The organism is Thioclava sp. F34-6, assembly GCF_002213235.1.
GTDB lineage: Bacteria > Pseudomonadota > Alphaproteobacteria > Rhodobacterales > Rhodobacteraceae > Thioclava > Thioclava nitratireducens.
On record NZ_NBOA01000005.1, the window covers coordinates 260,513 to 281,309 of the forward strand.

Annotated in this window: 24 protein-coding genes; 10 read left to right on the forward strand and 14 right to left on the reverse strand. The window is 63.1% G+C overall.

The features are described from left to right. Nucleotides 1-3 precede the first annotated feature (3 nt). Entirely contained in the window at nucleotides 4-273 is a 270-nt protein-coding gene (locus B6V72_RS12455) for a hypothetical protein (protein WP_088726797.1), read from the reverse strand. Nucleotides 274-455: 182 nt separating this feature from the next. Next, entirely contained in the window at nucleotides 456-1,652 is a 1,197-nt protein-coding gene (locus B6V72_RS12460; protein WP_088735712.1) for a glycosyltransferase family 4 protein, read from the reverse strand. Between the two features lie 226 nt (nucleotides 1,653-1,878). On the opposite strand from B6V72_RS12460, the gene B6V72_RS12465 reads away from it, so the two are divergent. Continuing rightward, nucleotides 1,879-2,568 carry a metallophosphoesterase gene (locus B6V72_RS12465; RefSeq protein WP_240497026.1) on the forward strand — a complete coding sequence of 230 codons (690 nt, stop codon included), beginning with the start codon at nucleotides 1,879-1,881 and terminating at the stop codon, nucleotides 2,566-2,568. A 75-nt stretch (nucleotides 2,569-2,643) separates the two neighbouring features. Here B6V72_RS12465 and B6V72_RS12470 read toward each other — a convergent pair whose 3' ends face one another. Beyond that, nucleotides 2,644-3,327, reverse strand: a complete 684-nt coding sequence (locus B6V72_RS12470; protein WP_077701185.1) for a sugar transferase — start codon at nucleotides 3,325-3,327, stop codon at nucleotides 2,644-2,646. 396 nt (nucleotides 3,328-3,723) lie between these two features. Here B6V72_RS12470 and B6V72_RS12475 point away from each other — a divergent pair, with 396 nt between their 5' ends. Continuing rightward, entirely contained in the window at nucleotides 3,724-4,038 is a 315-nt protein-coding gene (locus tag B6V72_RS12475; protein ID WP_075774515.1) for a TM2 domain-containing protein, read from the forward strand. On the opposite strand, the gene B6V72_RS12480 is transcribed toward B6V72_RS12475, so the two are convergent. Beyond that, nucleotides 4,035-4,850 carry a DUF3445 domain-containing protein gene (locus B6V72_RS12480; protein ID WP_088735771.1) on the reverse strand — a complete coding sequence of 272 codons (816 nt, stop codon included), beginning with the start codon at nucleotides 4,848-4,850 and terminating at the stop codon, nucleotides 4,035-4,037. The two genes, B6V72_RS12475 and B6V72_RS12480, sit on opposite strands and share 4 nt — an antisense overlap. A gap of 45 nt (nucleotides 4,851-4,895) precedes the next feature. Further along, a complete protein-coding gene (locus B6V72_RS12485; protein WP_088735713.1) occupies nucleotides 4,896-5,312 on the reverse strand; it encodes a DUF6314 family protein in 417 nt (138 codons plus the stop codon). Nucleotides 5,313-5,383: 71 nt separating this feature from the next. Here B6V72_RS12485 and purB point away from each other — a divergent pair, with 71 nt between their 5' ends. From purB to B6V72_RS12515, 7 genes are all read left to right on the forward strand, one after another. Beyond that, on the forward strand, nucleotides 5,384-6,688 hold the full coding sequence (gene purB, locus B6V72_RS12490) for an adenylosuccinate lyase (protein WP_075774513.1): 1,305 nt from the start codon (nucleotides 5,384-5,386) through the stop codon (nucleotides 6,686-6,688). A 100-nt stretch (nucleotides 6,689-6,788) separates the two neighbouring features. Then, the gene (locus tag B6V72_RS19195) at nucleotides 6,789-6,941 is read left to right on the forward strand and encodes a hypothetical protein (protein WP_157771572.1); all 153 of its coding nucleotides are present in this window, start codon (nucleotides 6,789-6,791) and stop codon (nucleotides 6,939-6,941) included. A gap of 135 nt (nucleotides 6,942-7,076) precedes the next feature. Next, nucleotides 7,077-8,114 carry a FliG C-terminal domain-containing protein gene (locus tag B6V72_RS12495; RefSeq protein WP_240497731.1) on the forward strand — a complete coding sequence of 346 codons (1,038 nt, stop codon included), beginning with the start codon at nucleotides 7,077-7,079 and terminating at the stop codon, nucleotides 8,112-8,114. A 178-nt stretch (nucleotides 8,115-8,292) separates the two neighbouring features. Beyond that, a complete protein-coding gene (gene gap, locus B6V72_RS12500) occupies nucleotides 8,293-9,294 on the forward strand; it encodes a type I glyceraldehyde-3-phosphate dehydrogenase (protein WP_088726917.1) in 1,002 nt (333 codons plus the stop codon). A gap of 31 nt (nucleotides 9,295-9,325) precedes the next feature. Beyond that, nucleotides 9,326-9,469, forward strand: a complete 144-nt coding sequence (locus B6V72_RS19200; RefSeq protein WP_088718884.1) for a hypothetical protein — start codon at nucleotides 9,326-9,328, stop codon at nucleotides 9,467-9,469. A gap of 108 nt (nucleotides 9,470-9,577) precedes the next feature. Then, entirely contained in the window at nucleotides 9,578-10,579 is a 1,002-nt protein-coding gene (gene gap / locus B6V72_RS12510) for a type I glyceraldehyde-3-phosphate dehydrogenase (RefSeq protein WP_088721768.1), read from the forward strand. Between the two features lie 240 nt (nucleotides 10,580-10,819). Then, complete coding sequence (locus B6V72_RS12515; protein WP_075774511.1) at nucleotides 10,820-11,611, forward strand: YfdX family protein; 792 nt, start codon at nucleotides 10,820-10,822, stop codon at nucleotides 11,609-11,611. Here the strand turns inward: B6V72_RS12515 and coaD are convergent, their stop codons facing one another. The 3 genes from coaD to B6V72_RS12530 all read right to left on the reverse strand — a co-directional run bounded on the left by coaD (nucleotide 11,612) and on the right by B6V72_RS12530 (nucleotide 13,623). Continuing rightward, nucleotides 11,612-12,109, reverse strand: coding sequence for a pantetheine-phosphate adenylyltransferase (gene coaD / locus B6V72_RS12520; RefSeq protein WP_088721770.1), 498 nt, complete (start codon nucleotides 12,107-12,109; stop codon nucleotides 11,612-11,614). Between the two features lie 90 nt (nucleotides 12,110-12,199). Continuing rightward, nucleotides 12,200-12,634 carry a CBS domain-containing protein gene (locus B6V72_RS12525; protein WP_075774509.1) on the reverse strand — a complete coding sequence of 145 codons (435 nt, stop codon included), beginning with the start codon at nucleotides 12,632-12,634 and terminating at the stop codon, nucleotides 12,200-12,202. Between the two features lie 89 nt (nucleotides 12,635-12,723). Further along, nucleotides 12,724-13,623 carry a LysR family transcriptional regulator gene (locus B6V72_RS12530; protein WP_075774508.1) on the reverse strand — a complete coding sequence of 300 codons (900 nt, stop codon included), beginning with the start codon at nucleotides 13,621-13,623 and terminating at the stop codon, nucleotides 12,724-12,726. 115 nt (nucleotides 13,624-13,738) lie between these two features. Between B6V72_RS12530 and B6V72_RS12535 the strand changes: the two genes are divergently transcribed. Continuing rightward, nucleotides 13,739-15,241 carry a CoA-acylating methylmalonate-semialdehyde dehydrogenase gene (locus tag B6V72_RS12535; RefSeq protein ID WP_075774507.1) on the forward strand — a complete coding sequence of 501 codons (1,503 nt, stop codon included), beginning with the start codon at nucleotides 13,739-13,741 and terminating at the stop codon, nucleotides 15,239-15,241. 97 nt (nucleotides 15,242-15,338) lie between these two features. On the opposite strand, the gene B6V72_RS12540 is transcribed toward B6V72_RS12535, so the two are convergent. The 6 genes from B6V72_RS12540 to B6V72_RS12565 all read right to left on the reverse strand — a co-directional run bounded on the left by B6V72_RS12540 (nucleotide 15,339) and on the right by B6V72_RS12565 (nucleotide 20,637). Further along, nucleotides 15,339-15,689, reverse strand: coding sequence for an H-type lectin domain-containing protein (locus B6V72_RS12540; protein WP_088735714.1), 351 nt, complete (start codon nucleotides 15,687-15,689; stop codon nucleotides 15,339-15,341). Between the two features lie 106 nt (nucleotides 15,690-15,795). Next, complete coding sequence (locus B6V72_RS12545) at nucleotides 15,796-16,197, reverse strand: F0F1 ATP synthase subunit epsilon (RefSeq protein ID WP_088718889.1); 402 nt, start codon at nucleotides 16,195-16,197, stop codon at nucleotides 15,796-15,798. 9 nt (nucleotides 16,198-16,206) lie between these two features. Then, the gene (gene atpD, locus B6V72_RS12550; RefSeq protein ID WP_075774504.1) at nucleotides 16,207-17,625 is read right to left on the reverse strand and encodes a F0F1 ATP synthase subunit beta; all 1,419 of its coding nucleotides are present in this window, start codon (nucleotides 17,623-17,625) and stop codon (nucleotides 16,207-16,209) included. Between the two features lie 21 nt (nucleotides 17,626-17,646). Continuing rightward, nucleotides 17,647-18,525: a F0F1 ATP synthase subunit gamma gene (locus B6V72_RS12555; RefSeq protein WP_075774503.1), complete on the reverse strand. Its 879-nt coding sequence runs from the start codon at nucleotides 18,523-18,525 to the stop codon at nucleotides 17,647-17,649. 21 nt (nucleotides 18,526-18,546) lie between these two features. After that, nucleotides 18,547-20,076 (reverse strand): F0F1 ATP synthase subunit alpha, encoded by a 1,530-nt coding sequence (gene atpA / locus B6V72_RS12560; protein WP_075774502.1) that lies wholly within the window; start codon nucleotides 20,074-20,076, stop codon nucleotides 18,547-18,549. Continuing rightward, nucleotides 20,077-20,637 carry a F0F1 ATP synthase subunit delta gene (locus B6V72_RS12565; RefSeq protein WP_075774730.1) on the reverse strand — a complete coding sequence of 187 codons (561 nt, stop codon included), beginning with the start codon at nucleotides 20,635-20,637 and terminating at the stop codon, nucleotides 20,077-20,079. Nucleotides 20,638-20,797: the final 160 nt, after the last annotated feature.

Consider the following 20,797-nt stretch of genomic DNA (forward strand, 5'->3'; position numbering starts at 1 on the left):
GGCCTACGAGCCCAGCGCGACGGTCCCGCCCCAGCAACCCGGGATCGGGTTACGGGTGTCGAAGACGAGCGGACATGTTTCCACGGCTTTGATCGCGCGGTCCACGCGCGCATCTGCCATCGCAGGCGTCAGCCCGATCGCGAGCGCATGGGCCACCGGATCGTAAAGCGAGCGGCCCGTCTGACCGGGCATTGAAGTCGGAGCGGTTTCGCGCAGATCACCCGCGAAAGAAGAGCTGGCCACACCGGTCACAACCAGTGCGGCAAACGCCACCGCCGATGTCCTCCAATGCGCCATACAGGTTCCAAGCCGAATGCCGAATGAAACAGCGCGAACCGCAACGCTGCTCGCCCCTTGAGTTTGTGGCGCAATTGGGGCCGCGCGCAACTGGAATCTTGGCGAAAATCAAGCGAAAGTAACGATTTAGGAGAAACAGTCTAGCCTGATCTCAGGCTTTATTTCTCCATCTTGGAGAATATCCGGTCATAGGCCGAAAGGAGCTGTCGCGCCGAGAAATCCCAGGACAGCGCATCGAGCACCCGCGCCCGGCCCAGCCGACCCATCGAACGCGCGCGCTCGGGCGCCTCGATCAGCGCCGCGATCCGGGCGGCGAAGTCCTTCGGATCATTGGCACGTGCATAAAGCGCGGCCTCCCCTGCAGAGGCCCGCCCTTCGGTCAGGTCGAACTGCACCAAAGGCTTCTCGAGCGTCATGTATTCCATGACCTTGTTCATGGTGGAAATGTCGTTCATCGCGTTTTTCGGATCGGGCGCGACGCCGATATCGATCGCATTCATCGCCGCGAGCATATCCTCCCCGTAAAGCGGGCCGGTGAAGGTGAAAGACTCGCTCAGGCCCCGCGCGGCGACGTCGGCCTCCACGTTAGGCAGTTCGGGGCCGAAGCCCACGATCACCACATGCAGATCGGTATGGCCGAGGTTGCGCACCAGATGCTCCACCGCCTGAACCAGCAGGTCCATCCCCTCCTGCTGGCCGATCACGCCGATATAGCCAAGCACGGTCTTCGCGCCCTTGCGATAGGCGGGATCGCCGGGTCCGGGCAAGAAGGTCTCGACGCGAGGGGCGGAGCGGACGACGAACACGTCCTCGGGGGCCATGCCACCGCGGGTGATCGCGATCTTGCGGAAGCTCTCATTCGTGGCCATCGAAACCGAGGCGCTGGCGAAGGTGATCCGCTCCCAGATGCGCATCACGGCCCACAGGAGCCCCTTCTTGCCGAACTTGGCCTCGAACAGCTCCGGGCAGACGTCGTGGTGGTCGAACATGTAGCGCACGCCCGACAGCCGGTAGCGCCACGCCAGAAGCCAGATCAGGTCGGGCGGGTTGCAGCCTTGGATCACGTCGAAGCCGCGCTCGCGCTTCACCTGTTTCGCCAGCCGGAACCACGCCTTGATCGCGTGCCAGTATTCCCGCGCGTAGGCGACCGCGCCGGAATGGGCTTCGGGTGGTGCGGGATGGCGGTAGATATGGATGCCCTCGATCTCTTCATAAGCCGCGTCCCAGCCGCGCCCCATCGGACAGATCACCGAGACCTCGTAGCCCGCGGCGCGCAATGTCGTGGCCTCCAGCCAGACCCTGCGGTCCAGCGGCACCGGCAGGTTCTCCACCACGATCAGAATGCGTCTCGCCATGCCGCTTAAGACCCGCCCTTGCCACGGGGGCGGTTTGCCGCCCATTTTTATGTGAGCCCCTTTCGCTCACGTCTTGCGACGGTTATGTCCCAGCCACGCGTTGGTTTCCACCCCGCATAACTCCGGATTTCCCCATATGTTGCGCTCTCTACTCTCCCGTCTCAAACCAGAGACCGCTCCCTCCTCGGCACCCAATGGTCTGCCCCGTCCGGAGGCGCCGATCTGCGTGATCGGGGACCTTCACGGCCGCGCAGATCTCTTGGCCAAGATGTTCGAGCGGATCGGGCAGGAACCGGAAGGCGCAAAGGCCCGGATCATCACGCTCGGCGACATGATCGACCGCGGCCCGAATTCGGCGCGGGTGCTGGCGACACTCCATGCGGCGCAGCTTGCGAACCCCTCGCGGATGATCTGTCTGATGGGCAATCACGAGCGGATGATGCTCGATTTCCTGCTCGCGCCCGACGCACGCACGGCCGGCTGGCTGCGCGTCGGTGGGGCGCAGACGCTGCAAAGCTATGGCATCGCGCCGCCCGATCCCAACGAGACCGACCTCGAGGTGCTCGACGCGGTGCGGATGGATCTCGCGCGTGCGCTGGGGCCCGATCTGCTGGCCTGGCTCGATGCGCGGCCCGCGATGTGGCGCGAGGGGCGGTTCGCCGCGACCCATGCCGGGGCCGATCCCTATCACCCGATGGAACGCCAAAGCCGCGATGCGCTGCTCTGGGGCCATCCCCGGTTCGGGCAGATGACGCGGCGCGACGGGGTCTGGATCGCATTCGGCCATTGGGTCGTCGATCAACCCATGGCCGATCAGGGCCGCATCGCGGTCGATACCGGCGCCTATGAAACCGGGCTCCTGAGCGCGGCATGGCTCGACAAGGGCGGGCTGCGCTTCCTGCAAGTCGCGAATTGAACCAAGACGGGCGCCCCGATGGGAGCGCCCGTTGGCAGGTTACAAGCCGTCTCTCTCTCGCAACCGGTGTCGGAATTACTTGCCCGTCTGGCGCAGTACCACGGCGACGGTCATCAGGCAGAGCCACAGATCGGTCAGCAGCGACAGTTTCGCGTAGTAGCGTTCGTCGAAGCGCACACGGTCCACGAAGGCGGTGGTCGAACGCCCGGCGACCTGCCACAGCCCGGTGATGCCGGGGCGCATCTTGTAATAGGCCCGGCCCATGGCGCCTTTGTAGCTAGCCTCCTGATCGAGCATGAAGGGGCGCGGCCCCACAAGGCTCATCGAACCGAAGAGCACGTTGAAGAACTGCGGCAGCTCATCGAGGCTGGTGCGGCGCAGGAAGCGGCCGATACGCGTGATCCGCGGATCGTCGTCGAGCTTCTGGTTCACCGACCATTCCAGCGCGAGCGCCGGGTTTTCGTTGCACATACGCACGAGCTGCGCCTCGGCATCGACATGCATGGTGCGCAGCTTGTAGCAGCGGAACCGCTTGCCGCCCTGCCCGACGCGTATCTGCGAATAGAAGGCGGGACCGCCATCGGCGCGCACCGCGAGCGCCAGAAGCGCGATCAGCGGCAGCAGAACCGGAAGGATCGCGACCACGGCGAGAATGTCGAAAAGGCGCTTTCCCATGCCTTCGTAGCGCAGAATACGCGCTCCTGTCCGGGTCGCGCCCGTCGCATTTGCCAGTTCGAAGTTGGTCGAGAGATCCGACATTTTCTTCCCTATTGACTGCCTCAAAGTGCGAACCTTCGAGCCCGCTTTTCTTTAACCCGGTTTTTACCTTTGATTCGTCCATAATTGTGACGAAAGCCGCCAATTGTTGCGGCTCCGGCCCATAAACGGATCTCGATAAAAAATCACAAGTCGTTGATCACCGTTTTTTATCTTGTTGTTTTATATGTTACATTTCTTCCTGACTGCGGTAATCCGCAGCCTCGCCGCACTCGCGCATAAGGCGAATGGCGCTACGCTGCCCTTAGGTAACTTTTGGTTAAATACTTATAAATCCGGACGCCTGCGTCGCCCCGCCGCCATGGCGGAATTTTCGCCCCCTCTTGATCCCGCGGCGCAACTGCCCATATCGGCTAAGAAGATGTTATGGAGATTAACATGACCCGAGACGATGCCCGCGCGCTCTATATCGAGCAGCGCGTCGCGAATGAGAAGAAGTCGGCCCTGCTGGGCTATGTGCTGTGGTTCATGCTGCCCATGCTTGGCGTGCACCGGATGTATATGGGGCGCGTCTTCTCCGGCGTGGTGATGCTGGCGCTGACCGGGATCGGCACGCTTCTGTCGCCCATCCTGATCGGCTTCATCCCGCTCGGCCTTGCAGGCCTGTGGTGGCTGATCGACGCGCTGCTGATCCCCGGCATGGTCTCGCAGGATATGGCAGAGACGCGCTGGCGGCTGATGCAGGAAGCTTAATCCGCCTGCCGGATCGGGTGCTCGGCCAAGGCCTGCGCCTGATCCGGGCTGAGGCTTTCTGGTCGGACGACCTGCGTGTGGATCGAGAAGATCACGGCATTCGTGCGCGGCAGCCGGAACAGGCATTGCCGCTCGACCCTAATATAGGGGGCGTCAGCGGGCGCGTGGGCGAATTCGTATTCCGAGCGTGGATCATGCAGATGTGCCGCCGAGCGCGAGGCAGTTCCACGCATCAGCCCCCTGCCCTCACGCACGCCATCGAGCAAGCGCTGCACCCGTTTGCCGAGATCATCGGTGTAGATCTCGATCGGTTCGTGAATGCGCATCATCGGGCGCATGAATTTCTCGCGCAGCGTCCAGCCCGACGGGAAACACAGCACACCGCCGGTTAGCACATGCTCGGGATGGCCGAACGCGTCGGGGTCGGCTTCCATCAGGCATAGATCGCATTGCAGCAGCCGCCCGAGCGTGGCGAGCGGGTCCGTGCGATCCAGCGCAACTGTCGCCCCATCGGGCCGCGTGACCGCCTCCGCGTCGCTGGCAAATCCCAGCGCCGGAAGCATCGGCAGGATCAGATCGTAGAGCTCTTCCGCCGCAGGTCGTCCGTGCTCCGACAGGCCCAGCACCAGATCGCGCGCCTCCCCGATCAGCCGGTCGCGCAGGCCCATCTGGGCGGCATAGGCATCATCGACCTCCAGCCAGTCCTCATATGTCACCGGGATCACACCTGGCAGCCGCCGAGTGCGCGGATCGGCCCAAGGCGCGAAGCTCAGGCGGTTTTGCAGGATCGGTGTGGCGACAAGGTCTTTCATCCCCGCAGATTGCCGCGCGCCGCGGCCCACGACAAGAGGCCCTCGTCAGGGCGGCCCCGCGCCGCGCACATAGTCCGAGATCATCTGGTAATCCTTGCGCGCCCCCTGCACCCGCCAGATCGCCCGCCATGCGGGCCAGGCCTCGAAATCGTAGCTGACGCGGTAGTCATCGGGATCGCACCAATGGCTTGCGGTGGGCTTCAGTGGATCGAAGCTGTGGAAAGGCCGCCCATCCTCGAACGCGACCGCGATCTGCCCCGCCTCCAGCCGCCAGAAATAGCTGCGCTCGGCATGAAAGCTCTGGCCGCCCGGCATCATCAACTCGCCGCTCTCGCGATAATGCAGCCCGACCCCTTCGGGCGCGAAACTGGCGCGGCCCTCGAACCGGGCCTCGGTGCCATCCGCATGCAGAATACGGCGCGTCAGCACCCAGTCCCCCTCGAAATCCGACAGCTGCGGCATTGGCTCTCCCTTGCCCCAAAGGCAGGTGCAGTCTAACAAGCGCGCAACCACACGCAATCAAGAGGCCGCCGATGATCCCGCGTTATGCCCGCAAAGAGATGGTCGACATCTGGGAACCCGCCACCAAGTTCAAGATCTGGTACGAGATCGAGGCGCATGCCTGCGACGCTCAGGCCGAGCTGGGCGTGATCCCGAAAGAGAATGCCGAGGCCGTCTGGAAGGCCAAGGATGTCGAATTCGACGTGGACCGCATCGACGAGATCGAAGCCGTCACCAAGCATGACGTGATCGCCTTCCTCACCCATTTGGCCGAGCACGTGGGCAGCGACGAAGCGCGCTTCGTCCACCAGGGCATGACCTCGTCGGATGTGCTCGACACCTGCCTCAACGTGCAGCTGGTACGCGCCGCCGATATCCTGCTGGCCGATCTCGACAAGGTTCTGGCAGCGCTGAAGAAGCGCGCCTACGAGCACAAGGACACGGTGCGCGTGGGCCGCTCGCACGGCATCCATGCAGAGCCCACCACGATGGGCCTGACATTCGCGCGCTTCTACGCAGAGATGGACCGCAACAAGGCGCGCCTCGCGGCCGCCCGCGAAGAAGTCGCCACCGGCGCGATCTCGGGCGCTGTCGGCACCTTCGCCAATATCGACCCGCGCGTCGAAGAACATGTCTGCAAGATGCTGGGTCTGCGCCCCGAGCCGATCTCGACGCAGGTGATCCCGCGCGACCGTCACGCGATGTTCTTCGCGACGCTGGGCGTCATCGCCTCGTCGATCGAGAACGTCGCGATCGAAATCCGCCACATGCAGCGCACCGAAGTGCTCGAAGGCGCGGAATTCTTCTCGATGGGCCAGAAGGGCTCTTCGGCGATGCCGCACAAGAAGAACCCGGTCCTGACCGAGAACCTCACCGGCCTCGCCCGCCTCGTGCGGATGACCGTGATCCCGGCGATGGAGAACGTGGCGCTTTGGCACGAGCGTGACATCTCGCACAGCTCGGTCGAGCGCGGGATCGCCCCCGACGCCACCGTGACGCTGGACTTCGCGCTGAACCGTCTCGCCGGTGTCGTCGACAAGATGATTATCTACCCAGAGAACATGCTGGAGAACATGAACAAGTTCCCCGGCCTCGTGATGAGCCAGCGCGTCCTGCTGGCGCTGACCCAGGCTGGCGTATCGCGCGAAGACGCCTATGCGATGGTGCAGCGCAATGCGCTGAAGGTCTGGGAAGACCGCGTCGATTTCCGCGAGCAGCTGCTGGCCGACAAGGACGTCGTGGCCGCGCTCGGCGTGGACGGCATCAACGAAAAATTCGACATGGGCTACCATACCAAGCATGTCGACACGATTTTTGCCCGCGTTTTCGGCGAATAATCGAGACCCAAGCCCGTTTCGCGCCGCCTATGTCGACAGACTATAGGCGGCGCGCGTGATTCGGGCTTACCCTAGGGCATCTGGCAAAGGGAGATTGCAGATGATCCGAACCATCCTTGCAGCCACCGTGCTGATCTTCGCACCGCTCGTGGCTTCCGCCGAATGCTACGGCGATCATCAGGCCTCCATGTCCTGCCCGCAGGGCAAGGTCTGGGATAAGGACGCGAATGCCTGCGTCCTGCAATCCAGCTGACCGCTGAGACGGTAAGTCCGTCTTAACGTCCTCCGTGCAAAGCTGACCGCGAAACCGCATTGGCCGCCCGCGCGGCCGATGCCCAGCACGGAGGTTCTCGCGGTGAATGCGATCGCGCCCATGGCGCTCGGCCATATGCCCGGGTCCGACTCGGCCAGCGACAAAGCTGCCCGCGCCGGGCCGCTGTCGCGGCGCCAGAAAGCTGCGATCATCGTGCGGCTGCTCGCCTCCGAAGGGCTGAAACTTCCGCTGACGGAGTTGAGCGACGATCAACAGACCGAATTGACCGAGACCGTGGCGCAGTTGCGCCTCGTCGATCGCGACACCGTCGTCAGCGTGGTCGAGGAGTTCTGCGAAGAACTGGAGGCGGTCGGCCTCGCCTTCCCCGGTGGGCTGGAAGGGGCGCTGTCGCTGCTCGATGGGCAGCTTTCGCCCTCGGCCTCGAACCGACTGCGCCGACTGGCCCTCGGCTCCTCCCGGGGCGACCCGTGGCAGCGGATCGCGGGCCTCTCGGCAGAGGTACTTCTACCCGTGTTGGAAGGCGAAAGCGTCGAGGTGGGCGCCGTGATGCTGTCGAAGCTCTCGGTCGCGAAATCGGCGGAGCTGCTTGGTCTCCTGCCGGGAGAGAAGGCGCGCCGGATCGCCTATGCCGTCTCGCTGACCGGGAATGTCGCGCCGGAAACGGTGCTGCGCATCGGGCAGGCGCTTGCCGCGCAACTCGATGCCGCCCCGCCGAAAGCTTTCGATGCCGGTCCTGTGGAAAGGGTCGGCGCGATCCTGAACTACTCCGCATCTGCGACCCGCGACGCGGTGCTCAAGGGGCTCGAGGAGGAGGACAAGACATTCGCCGACGAGGTGAAGAAGGCAATCTTCACCTTTGCCAACATCCCCGCCCGCATCGACGCGCGCGATATCCCGAAAGTGCTCCGAGTCGTCGATCAGGCGCAGCTGACCGTCGCACTTGCCGGGGCGACCGGGTCGCTTAAACCCTCGGCAGAGTTCATTCTCACGAACATGTCCCAGCGCATGGCGCAATCGCTGCGCGACGAAATGGCGAATCTCGGCAAGGTGAAGGAGAAAGACGCCGAAGAGGCGATGAGCTCGGTCGTCGCCGCCATTCGGGAGATGGAAGCGGCGGGCGAGATATTCCTCGTCGCGGAAGATGAGGATTGAACGAAAGATTCTGTCGCAGAGTCCCGTCTGGCGAAGCCCTTCACCTCAAAGTCCCGCCCTGCCCCGCAATGTTATCGCAAACACCGCGTGTTTACGCTAACATACTGTTTCAAAACCTTTTCTCACTCTGCATGCAATGGTATCCAGCGCCGAAATCACGCGCTTCGGAGAGATCATCATGACCGTCACCATCGGCATCAACGGCTTCGGCCGCATCGGGCGCTGCACGCTCGCGCATATCGCGGAAGCCGCACGCAACGACGTGCAGGTCGTCAAGATCAACGCCACCGGCCCGATCGAGACCAACGCGCATCTCCTGAAATACGACTCCGTCCACGGCCGGTTCGGCGGACAGGTGAAAGTCGCGGGCAACACGCTCGACCTCGGGCGCGGCCCGATCGACGTGATGTCGACCTATGATCCGGAAGAACTCGACTGGGACGGCGTCGATGTCGTCCTCGAATGTACCGGCAAGTTCAACGCCCGCGACAAGGCCGCAGTCCACCTGGGTCGCGGCGCGAAGCGGGTGCTGGTCTCCGCGCCCGCGACCGATGCCGACAAGACCGTCGTCTACGGCGTCAACCATCGCGAACTGACTCAGGCGCATCACGTCGTTTCGAACGGGTCGTGCACCACAAACTGCCTCGCCCCGCTCGCCAAGGTGCTCAACGACGCGATCGGCATCGAATCGGGCGTGATGACGACGATCCACTCCTATACCGGCGATCAACCCACGCTCGACCGCCGCCACAAGGATCTCTACCGCGCCCGCGCCGCCGCGATGGCGATGATCCCGACCTCGACCGGCGCTGCCAAAGCCTTGGGAGAAGTGCTGCCCGAGTTGAAGGGCCGACTCGACGGCACCGCGCTGCGCGTTCCGACCCCCAATGTTTCCGCAGTCGATCTGACCTTCGAGGCCCGCAAGTCCGTGACCCGCGACGAGGTGAACGAGATCGTCCGCGAAGCCGCCGCCGGCTACATGGGCATGGTGCTGGGCTACGACCCCGAGCCGAAAGTCTCGATCGACTTCAACCACACCCAGCAATCCTCTATCTTCGCGCCGGACCAGACCAAGGTCGTGGGCAAGCTTGTCCGCGTCCTTGCCTGGTACGATAACGAGTGGGGGTTCTCCTGCCGGATGGCCGATGTGGCCGGGGCGATGGGGCGACTTGTGCATTGACGCGCCGGGCAAGGGCGCGCGAAGGGAATAGATGACCAATCGGATCGCGCTCTGGCTTGGGGGCCTCCTCATATTTCTCATTCTGGCGGATGTATTGGCCGATGACGGCCGGATCCTGCTCTTTCTGGCGAAAAAAATCGTCGATCTCGTTCAATATGTCGCGTTCTGGCGCTAGCTTCAGGGTGTAACCCCGTTGACCTTTGGCGCTGAACGCGCTTGTTAGCGTTAACGGAAGACCTGCCCGTGCAACTCCCTGCCGGGCAGCCAGCCAGAGGAGACGGATATGACGGTTAAAGTTGCCATCAACGGGTTCGGTCGCATCGGCCGCAACGTGCTGCGCGGGATCATCGAGTCGGGTCGCACCGATATCGAGGTGATCGCGATCAACGATCTCGGCCCGGTCGAGACGAACGCGCATCTGCTGCAATTCGACTCCGTGCACGGCAAATTCCCGCAGGAAGTCACGACCGGCGAAGACTGGATCGATGCCGGCCGCGGCAAGATCAAGGTCACCGCGATCCGCGACCCGAAAGAACTGCCCTGGGGCGATGTCGATGTCGCGCTGGAATGCACCGGTATCTTCACCGCGCGCGAAAAGGCAGCCTTCCACCTCGAGAACGGCTCGAAGCGGGTTCTGGTCTCGGCCCCGGCCAGCGGCGCTGACAAGACGATCGTGTTCGGTGTCAACGACGGCGCACTGACCGCGGACGACCTCGTGGTCTCGAACGCGTCCTGCACCACGAACTGCCTCTCGCCGGTCGCGAAAGTCCTGAACGATGCGATCGGGATCGAGAAGGGCTTCATGACCACGATCCACAGCTACACCGGCGACCAGCCGACGCTGGACACGATGCACAAGGATCTCTACCGCGCCCGCGCCGCGGCACTGTCGATGATCCCGACCTCGACCGGCGCGGCCAAGGCCGTGGGCCTCGTGCTGCCGGAGCTCAACGGCAAGCTCGACGGCGTCGCGATCCGCGTGCCGACGCCGAATGTCTCGGTCGTCGATCTGGTCTTCGAGGCCGCAAAAGACACCAGCGTCGAAGAGATCAATGCCGCGATCAAGGCAGCAGCGGACGGCCCGTTGAAAGGCATCCTCGGCTATACCGAGAAGCCCAACGTCTCCAGCGACTTCAACCACGACTCGCATTCGTCGATCTTCCACATGGATCAGACCAAGGTGATGGAGGGCCGCATGGTCCGCATCCTGAGCTGGTACGACAACGAATGGGGCTTCTCCAACCGCATGGCGGATACCGCCGTCGCGATGGGCAAGCTGATCTGACGTGATCGGGGCGCTGCCCCGGCAAGGCGAAGATGACGAAGGGCGGTCCAAGTTGGGCCGCCCTTTTCGCGTTCACCTCTCACACACGGCTCACAGAGGGCGCACGGCCCCTCTCGGGCGCGCCGTGAGCCTTGATGCGTGGTGATAGAACCCTTTGAAATCGGGGACGTTTCAGGGTCATGGAGCGCGCCGCCCGGCGGCTCCGCCTTAGCTGAACCCCATCACGAAAGGGAATATCCCATGGAACGCAGCAAGAAATTCCTCGCCCTCGCCCTCTCCTCCGCGCTGATCGCGGGTCCCGCGGGCTTCGAGATGGCCTCCGCGGCCACGACGAATTCCAACAGCAATTCCGGGGGGAGCGCGATCCAGAGCAGCCAGAGCCAAAGTAATGACGCGGTCTCGCAGACCACGGCGAGTTCCACCGACAAGGAATTGCTGACCACGGTCGACGACGCCTACACCGCGATGCGCGAAGTACGCGCCGCGCGGCTGGCGATCTTCGACGGCAATACCGACATGGCGACGAAGATGACCAAGGACGCCACTGCGAAAATGCAGGCCGCCGAGAAAGCCGAGAGCCAATGGGGCGTGCCCTCGAAGGCTGGCACGAAAGGCGTGACCTACCTGCCCTTCGACAGCTCCATCGCGCTTGGCGAGAGCTTCACCGTGACGCCGGAGAACCAGAAGGCAGTCGGCAAGGCCAATCAGCAGATGGCGAAAGGCAATGCGAAGGCGGCGGCCAAGACGCTGAAGGATAACGATATCGATGTGTCGATCTCGGCGGCGTTGGTGCCCGCGAAGTCTTCGCTCACCCATCTGCAGGATGCGTCGAAGCTCATCAAGTCGGGCAATTACTACGAGGCGAACCTTGCGCTCAAAGGCGTCGAGGATTCCGTCGTGATCGACCAATGGGGGCTCGACAACCTGCCGCAGCAGGCGGGCAACGCCGCCAAAGCCTCGGCGAATGCGAGCGGCAGCACCCAGATGCAGCAGAAATCGCAGCAATCCGGCAAGTCAGCCTCGAAAGGCTGATCAGCGGTTGGCGTAAGCCTTAATCAAGGCATCGCGCACGGCGGGGGTGACGAATTTCGAAACATCCCCGTCGAGCCGCGCAATTTCCTTCACCAGTTTCGAAGCAATCGCCTGCCGCCGCGCATCGGCCATCAGGAACACCGTCTCGACCGAGGAATCGAGCGCGCGGTTCATTCCGACCATCTGGAACTCGTATTCGAAATCGGCCACCGCACGCAGCCCGCGCACGATCACGGTCGCACCGACATCCTTGGCGCAATCGATCAGCAGGTTTTCGAAAGGATGCACGACGATTTCGCCGCCGCGGCGGTCGGTGATCTTGGCGCATTCTTCCTGGAGCATGGCGACGCGTTCCTCGAGCGGGAAAAGCGGCCCCTTGTCACGGTTGATCGCGACCCCGATCACGAGCCGATCCACCAGAGCCATCGCGCGCTCGATAATATCGAGGTGACCCAGCGTGACCGGATCGAAAGTTCCGGGGTAAAGACCGATCCGCATGGCATCCTCCCTCGTCGCCCGCCAAAAAGCTCAGCGCACGCAACTATATTGCGCAATCAAATGCAAGCGGGAAGGTGCTGCAATGCGGCATCAGTTGCCCATGATCATGCCCTGAAGCGACTCTTTCTCCATGTGAAGCTCGTTCAGGCGCGCCTTGACCACGTCGCCGATCGAGATCACACCGACCATCTTGCCATTTTCGCGCACCGGCATGTGGCGGAAACGGCCCTCGGTCATCAGGCTCATCACCTCTTCGGTACTGTCCATCGGGGCGCAGTGCTTGACGTCACGGGTCATGACATCCGCGGCCGTCATCACCAGACACTCCGCACCACGCTTGGCGATCTCGCGCACGACATCGCGCTCCGAGACGATCCCGTCCACGGTTTCGCCATCCTGCGAGACGATCACCGCACCGATGCGTTTCGAGGCAAGCTTGGCGATTACCTCGCTCAGCTTCATGTCCGGGGCGACGGTAAAAATTTCCATCTCGCCCTTGTTCTTGAGAATCTGCATCACCTGCATCGACGTCTCCCTGAAAAGGTCGTGTAGACTCGAGCGTCCCACTGCTTTCATAGATTTGTCAACGGCTTTGCGGTTCACGGGGCCAACAGTTATATTTCAACCGCAGCGTGTTCGAGCCGTGCGACCTCGTCGCGAAGCCCCTGCCCCAGCGCCTCCGCGAAGCGCGTCAATCGCTCGGAACGGCGATCGTCCGCGTGGCGGATCAACCAAAAGGCGCGGTTGAGCCGGATCTCGCCACCCAGCACCCGCTGCACCCCGGGGGCGAAGGGAAGCGCGAAATCATGCACGATCCCCACACCCGCACCTGCCTCGATCATCCGCGTCTGCACCGCCGCCGAGTTCGAGGCGAGCCCCATCACCTCTGCCTCGGTCTCGGCGAAGTAGTCCAGTTCCTTGTCGAAGATCATGTCGGGGATGTAGCCGATCATCCGGTGATGACGGAGATCCTCCTTGCAGGTAATTGGCGGCGCTTTCGCGAGATAGTCGCGATGGGCGGCGAGGCTGAGATGATAATCGCTCAATTTTTGCACGGTCAGACGGCCCGCCGTCGGGCGCGATACCGCGATCGCCATATCCGCCTCACGCTTCGAGAGGTTGAAGACGCGCGGCAGGGCGACGACCTGAATCTCCAGCCCCGGATTTTCTTCGGCGATCTTCGCGCAGACCTGCGGCAGAAGGTAATTCGCGCAGCCATCGGGCGCGCCGATCCTCAGCTGGCCGGTCAACTGGCCCGCGATCCCGGACATTTCCTCGTCCGCGCCCGCAAAGACCTGCTCCGCCGCTTCGGCATGCGGCAGGAGCCGATCCCCGGACTCGGAAAGCGCATAGCCCTGCGGCGATTTCACGAAAAGCTTCGCGCCCATCCCCTCTTCGAGCCGCGCGATCCGACGCCCCACGGTGGCCGCGTCCAGCTTCAATCGCCGCCCCGCACCCGACAGGCTCTCGGCCCGCGCGACGGCAAGGAAAATCCGCAGATCGTCCCAATCCATACCACGCCCCTCTTTGCAAAAACGCAAAACGCTTTTGAGCTACTTCCTCTTTTATGCTCATTTTCGCAAGGCTAGAGTGCGCTCAAGCCAAGATTATCTGTAGGAGGAGCGTCTCATGGAAGAAATCGGTCACTGGATCAACGGCAAGCGCGTTGCGGGCACTTCGGGCCGCTTCGGCGAAGTCTTCAACCCCGCTACCGGCGAGCAGATCGCCAAGGTCGCACTGGCCACCCCGGCCGAGCTCGACGCAGCGATCGCGGACGCCGCGAAAGCGCAGCTGGAGTGGCAGAAGGTCAACCCGCAGCGCCGCGCCCGCGTGATGATGAAATTCGGTCAGCTGATCGAGCGCGACATGGACAAGCTCGCCGAGGCTCTGTCGAAAGAGCACGGCAAGACCATCCCCGACGCGAAGGGCGACGTGCAGCGTGGCCTCGAAGTGATCGAGGTCTGCATGGGCGCGCCGGCGATGCTCAAGGGCGAATACACGGGCGACGCAGGCCCCGGTATCGACCTCTACTCGATGCGTCAGCCGCTGGGCGTCGTGGCCGGTATCACGCCGTTCAACTTCCCCGCCATGATCCCGCTCTGGAAGATGGGCCCGGCGCTGTCGGCCGGTAACGCGATGATCCTCAAGCCGTCCGAGCGCGTGCCGACCACGGCGATCATGCTCGCCGAACTGGCGCAGGAAGCCGGTCTTCCCGATGGCGTGCTGCAGGTCGTCAACGGCGACAAGGAAGCCGTGGACACGATCCTCGATCACGAGACGATCCAAGGCGTTGGCTTCGTGGGCTCGACCCCGATCGCGCAATACATCTACGGTCGCGCCGCCACCAACGGCAAGCGCGCGCAGTGCTTCGGCGGCGCGAAGAACCACATGATCATCATGCCCGATGCGGACATGGACAAGGCCGCCGACGCGCTGATCGGCGCGGGCTACGGCGCCGCTGGCGAGCGCTGCATGGCGATTTCGGTTGCGGTTCCGGTGGGTGACGGCACGGCGGATGCGCTGGTCGAGCGTCTCGTGCCGAAAATCGAGAAGCTGAAAGTCGGCCCCTATACCGGCGGCGACGACGTGGACTACGGTCCGGTCATCACCAAGCAGGCGCAGGAGCGGATCAAGTCGCTCATCAATTCGGGTGTCGAGCAGGGTGCAAACCTCGTGGTCGATGGCCGCGACTTCTCGCTGCAGGGTTATGAGGACGGCTTCTTCGTCGGCCCGTCGCTCTTCGACAACGTCACCCCCGACATGGACATCTACAAAGAGGAAATCTTTGGCCCGGTCCTGTCGATGGTGCGCACGAAGTCCTATGACGAGGCGCTCGATCTGGTGGTCGACAACCCCTATGGCAACGGCACCGCGATCTACACCGCCGATGGCGACGTGGCTCGCGACTTCGCGGCGAACGTCAATGTCGGCATGGTCGGCATCAACTTCCCGATCCCGGTTCCGCTGAGCTACTACACCTTCGGCGGCTGGAAGAAGTCGGCTTTCGGCGACCTCAACCAGTACGGCCCGGACGCCTTCCGCTTCTACACCAAGACCAAGACCGTTACGGCGCGCTGGTTCTCGGGCATCAAGGACGAAGGCGCAGCGCTCAACTTCAAAGCGCTCGACTGATCGTCAGGCGGGGCGGTTTGCGAACCGCCTTCCCCCACACATTGGAAAACGCCCCGCCGATCGGCGGGGCGTTTTTCATCGGTCTTATCGACGCGGCTCAGTCGATATCCCAATCATCTTCATGCGAGACCCCGCCCAACGCCAGCCAGTCGGCACGCACACGTGCCACGCGGCTGTCCCCCCAGGTGCGAAAGACGATCACGAAGCCCTCGGGCGTGACGCCGTCGCTCGAAATATCCATCCGCGAATTGTGCTTGCTGTCCACGTCCCACATCGACAGGGAGACCTGCACCATTGGGGGCGCGCGGAACGGCTCGGGGAAGGCGACCTTCTTGCGCAACTCGCGCGGGCCCTCGCCCGTCCACATGGCGCCGCCATCCTGAAAATCGGAGAACAGCACGAGCGAGCCGCGTTGCATTCCCAGACGGTGGCTTTCGATCGTGATCATCGCGAGAGGGCCTCTTCCTTTCAACCTGAGGCAGAGCTTACTCGAACTGCAGGCAATAAAAAGCCCCGGAAAAACCGGGGCTTCCTAAATCTTATCGCGAAAGCTCTCAGCCCAGCATATGCGAGCCGAGGGCCTCCATGTCGGCCAGAAGCTTCGCGGTCATGTCGGCCACCGAAGGATGCGCCTCGTCATGGACGCGACGGGCTTCCTCGATGAGGCGCTCGTGCACTTCCTTGGTGAACTCTTCCGCAGGCAGCGAACGTTCGGCCAGAACCGTGATCCCCTCGGGGGTGATCTCGGCGAAGCCACCCGTCACCGCGTAGCTCTGGGTTGCCGACCGCGTCACCATGGTCAGCTTTCCCGGACGCAGCGTGGTCAGCATCGGGGCGTGGCCCGGCATGACCGTGAGGTCACCATCCGCGCCGGGCACCATGACCTCGACCGCCGCCTCTTCCGAGGCCAGCTTGCGCTCGGGCGCAACGAGATCGAATTGCATCGTGTCGGCCATAATGCCTCCTTACGCCGCAGCGGCGAGTTTCTCGGCTTTCGCTTTCACGTCCTCGATGCCGCCAACCATGTAGAAGGCCGCTTCGGGCAGGTGATCGTATTCGCCTGCAACAACCGCCTTGAACGACGCGATGGTGTCTTCGAGCGGAACCTGAACGCCGTCCGAACCGGTGAACACTTTCGCGACGTCGAAGGGCTGCGAGAGGAAACGCTGGATCTTACGGGCACGTGCCACGGTCAGCTTATCCTCTTCGGACAGTTCGTCCATGCCGAGGATGGCGATGATGTCCTGCAGAGCCTTGTAGCGCTGAAGGATCTCCTGCACCTGACGCGCGACCTTGTAGTGCTCTTCGCCGACGATGCCCGGATCGAGGATACGCGAGGACGAGTCCAGCGGGTCCACGGCCGGGTAGATGCCGAGTTCCGAAATCGCACGCGACAGAACGGTCGTGGCGTCAAGGTGGGCGAAGGTGGTCGCCGGAGCCGGGTCGGTAAGGTCGTCAGCCGGAACGTAGACAGCCTGGATCGAGGTGATCGAGCCGGCTTTGGTCGAGGTGATGCGTTCCTGCATCGCGCCCATGTCGGTGGCCAGCGTCGGCTGGTAGCCCACTGCCGAGGGGATGCGGCCCAGAAGTGCCGACACCTCGGAACCCGCCTGCGTGAAGCGGAAGATGTTGTCCACGAAGAACAGAACGTCGGTACCCGACTGGTCGCGGAACTGCTCTGCCAGGGTCAGACCGGTCAGAGCGACGCGCGCACGCGCACCCGGAGGCTCGTTCATCTGGCCGTAGACCAGTGCCACCTGCGAGCTCGACAGATCGTCGGGCTTGATGACGTTGGATTCGATCATCTCGTGATAGAGGTCGTTCCCTTCACGGGTCCGCTCGCCCACACCGGCGAACACGGAGTAACCCGAGTGCACCTTCGCGATGTTGTTGATCAGCTCCATGATCAGAACGGTCTTGCCGACGCCAGCGCCGCCGAACAGGCCGATCTTACCGCCCTTGGAGTAGGGTGCGAGCAGGTCGATGACCTTGATGCCGGTCACGAGAATTTCCGAGGACGTCGCCTGAGCTTCGAAGTTCGGCGCGGGCTGGTGGATGGCACGGGTTTCTTCCGCTTCCACGGGACCCTTCTCGTCCACGGGCTCACCGATCACGTTCAGGATGCGGCCGAGCGTGGCGTTGCCGACCGGCACCGAGATCGGCTTGCCGGTGTTCTTCACTTCGGCGCCGCGCACGAGACCTTCGGTCGCGTCCATCGCGATGGTGCGCACTGAGTTTTCGCCGAGGTGCTGAGCCACTTCGAGAACGAGGCGCTTGCCGTTGTTCTCGGTTTCCAGCGCGTTGAGGATCGCAGGCAGCTCGCCGTCGAACTGCACGTCGACGACGGCGCCGATGACCTGGGTCACTTTACCATTGCTTGCCATGTCTGTTTTTCTCCGGTTCCGTCAGAGCGCCTCGGCGCCCGAAATGATTTCGATGAGTTCCTTGGTGATCGCGGCCTGGCGCGTGCGGTTGTATTCGATCGTCAGCTTGTCGATCATTTCGCCCGCATTGCGCGTCGCAGCGTCCATCGCGGACATCCGCGCACCTTGTTCCGAGGCACCGTTCTCCAGCAGAGCCGTGAAGATCTGCGTCGCGACCCCACGCGGCAGCAGGTCGGTGAGGATCTGCGTCTCGCTGGGTTCGTAGTCGTAATTCACGCTCGGCGTTTCTTCGCCCTCTTCCGGTTCGTAGGAAGCGGGGATGATCTGCTTCGCGGTCGGGCGTTGCGCGATCACGCTCTCGAAGAGCGAGAAGAAGATCGTCGCGACGTCGAACTCGCCCTTGTCGAAGCGGCCGATCAGGTCGCGGGCGATCTTCTGCGCGTCGTCATAGCTCAGGCGCTTGACGTCGCTCAGATCGACATGGCCGATGAAGTACTGACCGTATTCACGGCGCAGCGCATCGCGGCCTTTCTTGCCGACGGTGATGATCTTCACCTCTTTGCCCTCGGCCAGCAGCTTGTCAGCCGTCTGGCGCGCGAGCTTCGCAATATTGGCGTTGAAGCCACCGCACAGGCCGCGTTCGGCGGTCATGACCACCAGAAGCTGCACCCGGTCCGAACCGGTCCCCGAGAGCAGGCGCGGCGCATTGTCCGATCCCTGCACCGAGGCCGCGAGCCCGGCCATCACGGAGTGCATCCGCTCGGCATAGGGGCGCGCAGCCTCCGCCGCCTCTTGGGCGCGGCGGAGTTTCGCGGCGGCGACCATTTGCATCGCCTTGGTGATCTTCCGCGTGTTCTTGACGCTTCCGATCCGGTTTTTGAGGTCCTTAAGGCTGGGCATGTCCCTGTCCTTTCAGGCCAATCACGCGTAGGTCTTGGCGAATTCGTCGATAGCGGCTTTCAGCTTGTCGGCCGCGTCACCCTTGATCTTCGGATCCTCGTTCGTCAGCCAGTCGAGGATGTCCTTGCGCGAGTTGCGCAGGTAATCCAGCAGACCCTGTTCGAACTTGCCAACCTCGGACACCGGGATGTTATCGAGATAGCCGTTGGTCCCCGCGAAGATGACCGCAACGATTTCCGCGTTGGTGAGCGGCGAATACTGCGGCTGCTTCATCAGCTCGGTCAGGCGCGCACCACGGTTCAGCAGCTTCTGGGTTGCGGCGTCGAGATCCGAGCCGAACTGAGCGAAGGCCGCCATTTCGCGATACTGTGCAAGTTCCAGCTTAACCGGGCCTGCAACGGTCTTCATCGAGTTCGTCTGAGCCGACGAGCCGACGCGCGACACCGACAGACCGGTGTTCACGGCGGGACGGATACCTTGGTAGAACAGTTCCGTCTCGAGGAAGATCTGACCGTCGGTGATCGAGATCACGTTGGTCGGGATGAAGGCCGACACGTCGCCGCCCTGGGTTTCGATGACCGGCAGAGCGGTCAGCGAACCGGCGCCGAAGTCTTCGTTCAGCTTCGCCGAACGCTCCAGCAGGCGGGAGTGCAGGTAGAACACGTCGCCCGGGTAAGCTTCGCGGCCCGGCGGACGACGCAGCAGCAGCGACATCTGACGATAGGCGACAGCCTGCTTCGAGAGGTCATCATAGATGATCAGCGCGTGCATGCCGTTGTCGCGGAAATATTCGGCCATCGCGGTCGCGGTGTAGGGCGCGAGGTACTGCATCGGCGCGGGGTCCGACGCGGTCGCGGCGATCACGGTGGTGTATTCGATCGCACCGGTCTCTTCGAGCTTCTTCACCAGCTGCGCCACGGTCGAGCGCTTCTGGCCGATCGCGACGTAGAAGCAGTGCAGCTTGTTGGACGGATCGGCGTCGTTGTACGACTTCTGGTTCAGAATGGTGTCGAGCGCGATTGCGGTCTTACCGGTCTGACGGTCGCCAATGATCAGCTCACGCTGGCCACGGCCGATCGGGATCATCGCGTCAACCGACTTGAGGCCGGTCGCCATCGGCTCGTGAACCGATTTACGCGGGATGATGCCCGGAGCTTTCACGTCGGCGACGCGACGCTCTTTCGCTTCGATGGCGCCTTTGCCGTCGAGAGCGTTGCCGAGACCGTCGACCACGCGGCCGAGCAGCGCTTCACCGACCGGCACGTCCACGATGGAGTTCGTGCGCTTGACGGTGTCGCCTTCTTTGATGTCCTGGTCCGAACCGAAGATCACGACGCCGACGTTGTCGGTTTCGAGGTTCAGTGCCATCCCGCGGATACCACCGGGGAATTCAACCATCTCGCCGGCCTGGACGTTGTCGAGCCCGTAGACGCGCGCGATACCGTCGCCAACCGACAGCACGCGACCGACTTCGGCCACTTGGGCGTCCTGCCCGAAATTCTTGATCTGCTCCTTGAGGATCGCAGAAATCTCAGCTGCTTGGATGCCCATTTATCCGACCTCTTTCATGGCGTTCTTGAGAGAAGCGAGCTTCGAACGGATCGACGTGTCGACCATCCGCGAGCCCAGCTTTACGATCATGCCACCGATGAGGCTTTCATCGACGGCGGTGTTCAGTTTGACGGTCTTGCCCGTCTGGTTCTTCAGCACTTCGGCGAGTTTCTTGGCCTGCGCGGCGCTGAGCTCGTTGGCCGAGGTGACATCGGCGGTCACTTCGCCCTTCTCGTCCGCGATCAGGTCCGACAGCGCCTTGAGAAGCTGCGGCAGCACGAAGAGGCGACGCTTGGCACCCATCAGCTGCAGGCCATTAGACATCGGGTCCGAGAGACCCATTTTCCCCGCCAGAGCGCCAATCGCGGCTGCCTGCTGGTCGCGCGTGTAGACCGGCGATGCGATCACCTCACGCAGCTCGGCAGAGCCCGCCAGCGCCTCCGACAGCGCGGAGACATCGGCTTCGAGCGCGGCGAGGGCATTTTCTTCGCGCGAGAGTTCAAAAATGGCCAGCGCATAGCGGCCGGCGATGCTTGCGGAAATCGAAGCTGGTTCGGACACGTCCACCCTTCCGATGCTTTTTTGCCCCGACCCGGAACAGGCCTTGGGGCGCTCCCCCGGCGCGCTTGAGACATGCCCTCCGCGCCGCTTATCGGGGAGGTCACTAGCAGAGCAATCCCCCCCTCGCAACCGTCTTGAGCACGAGAATGTGAGCAGAAGC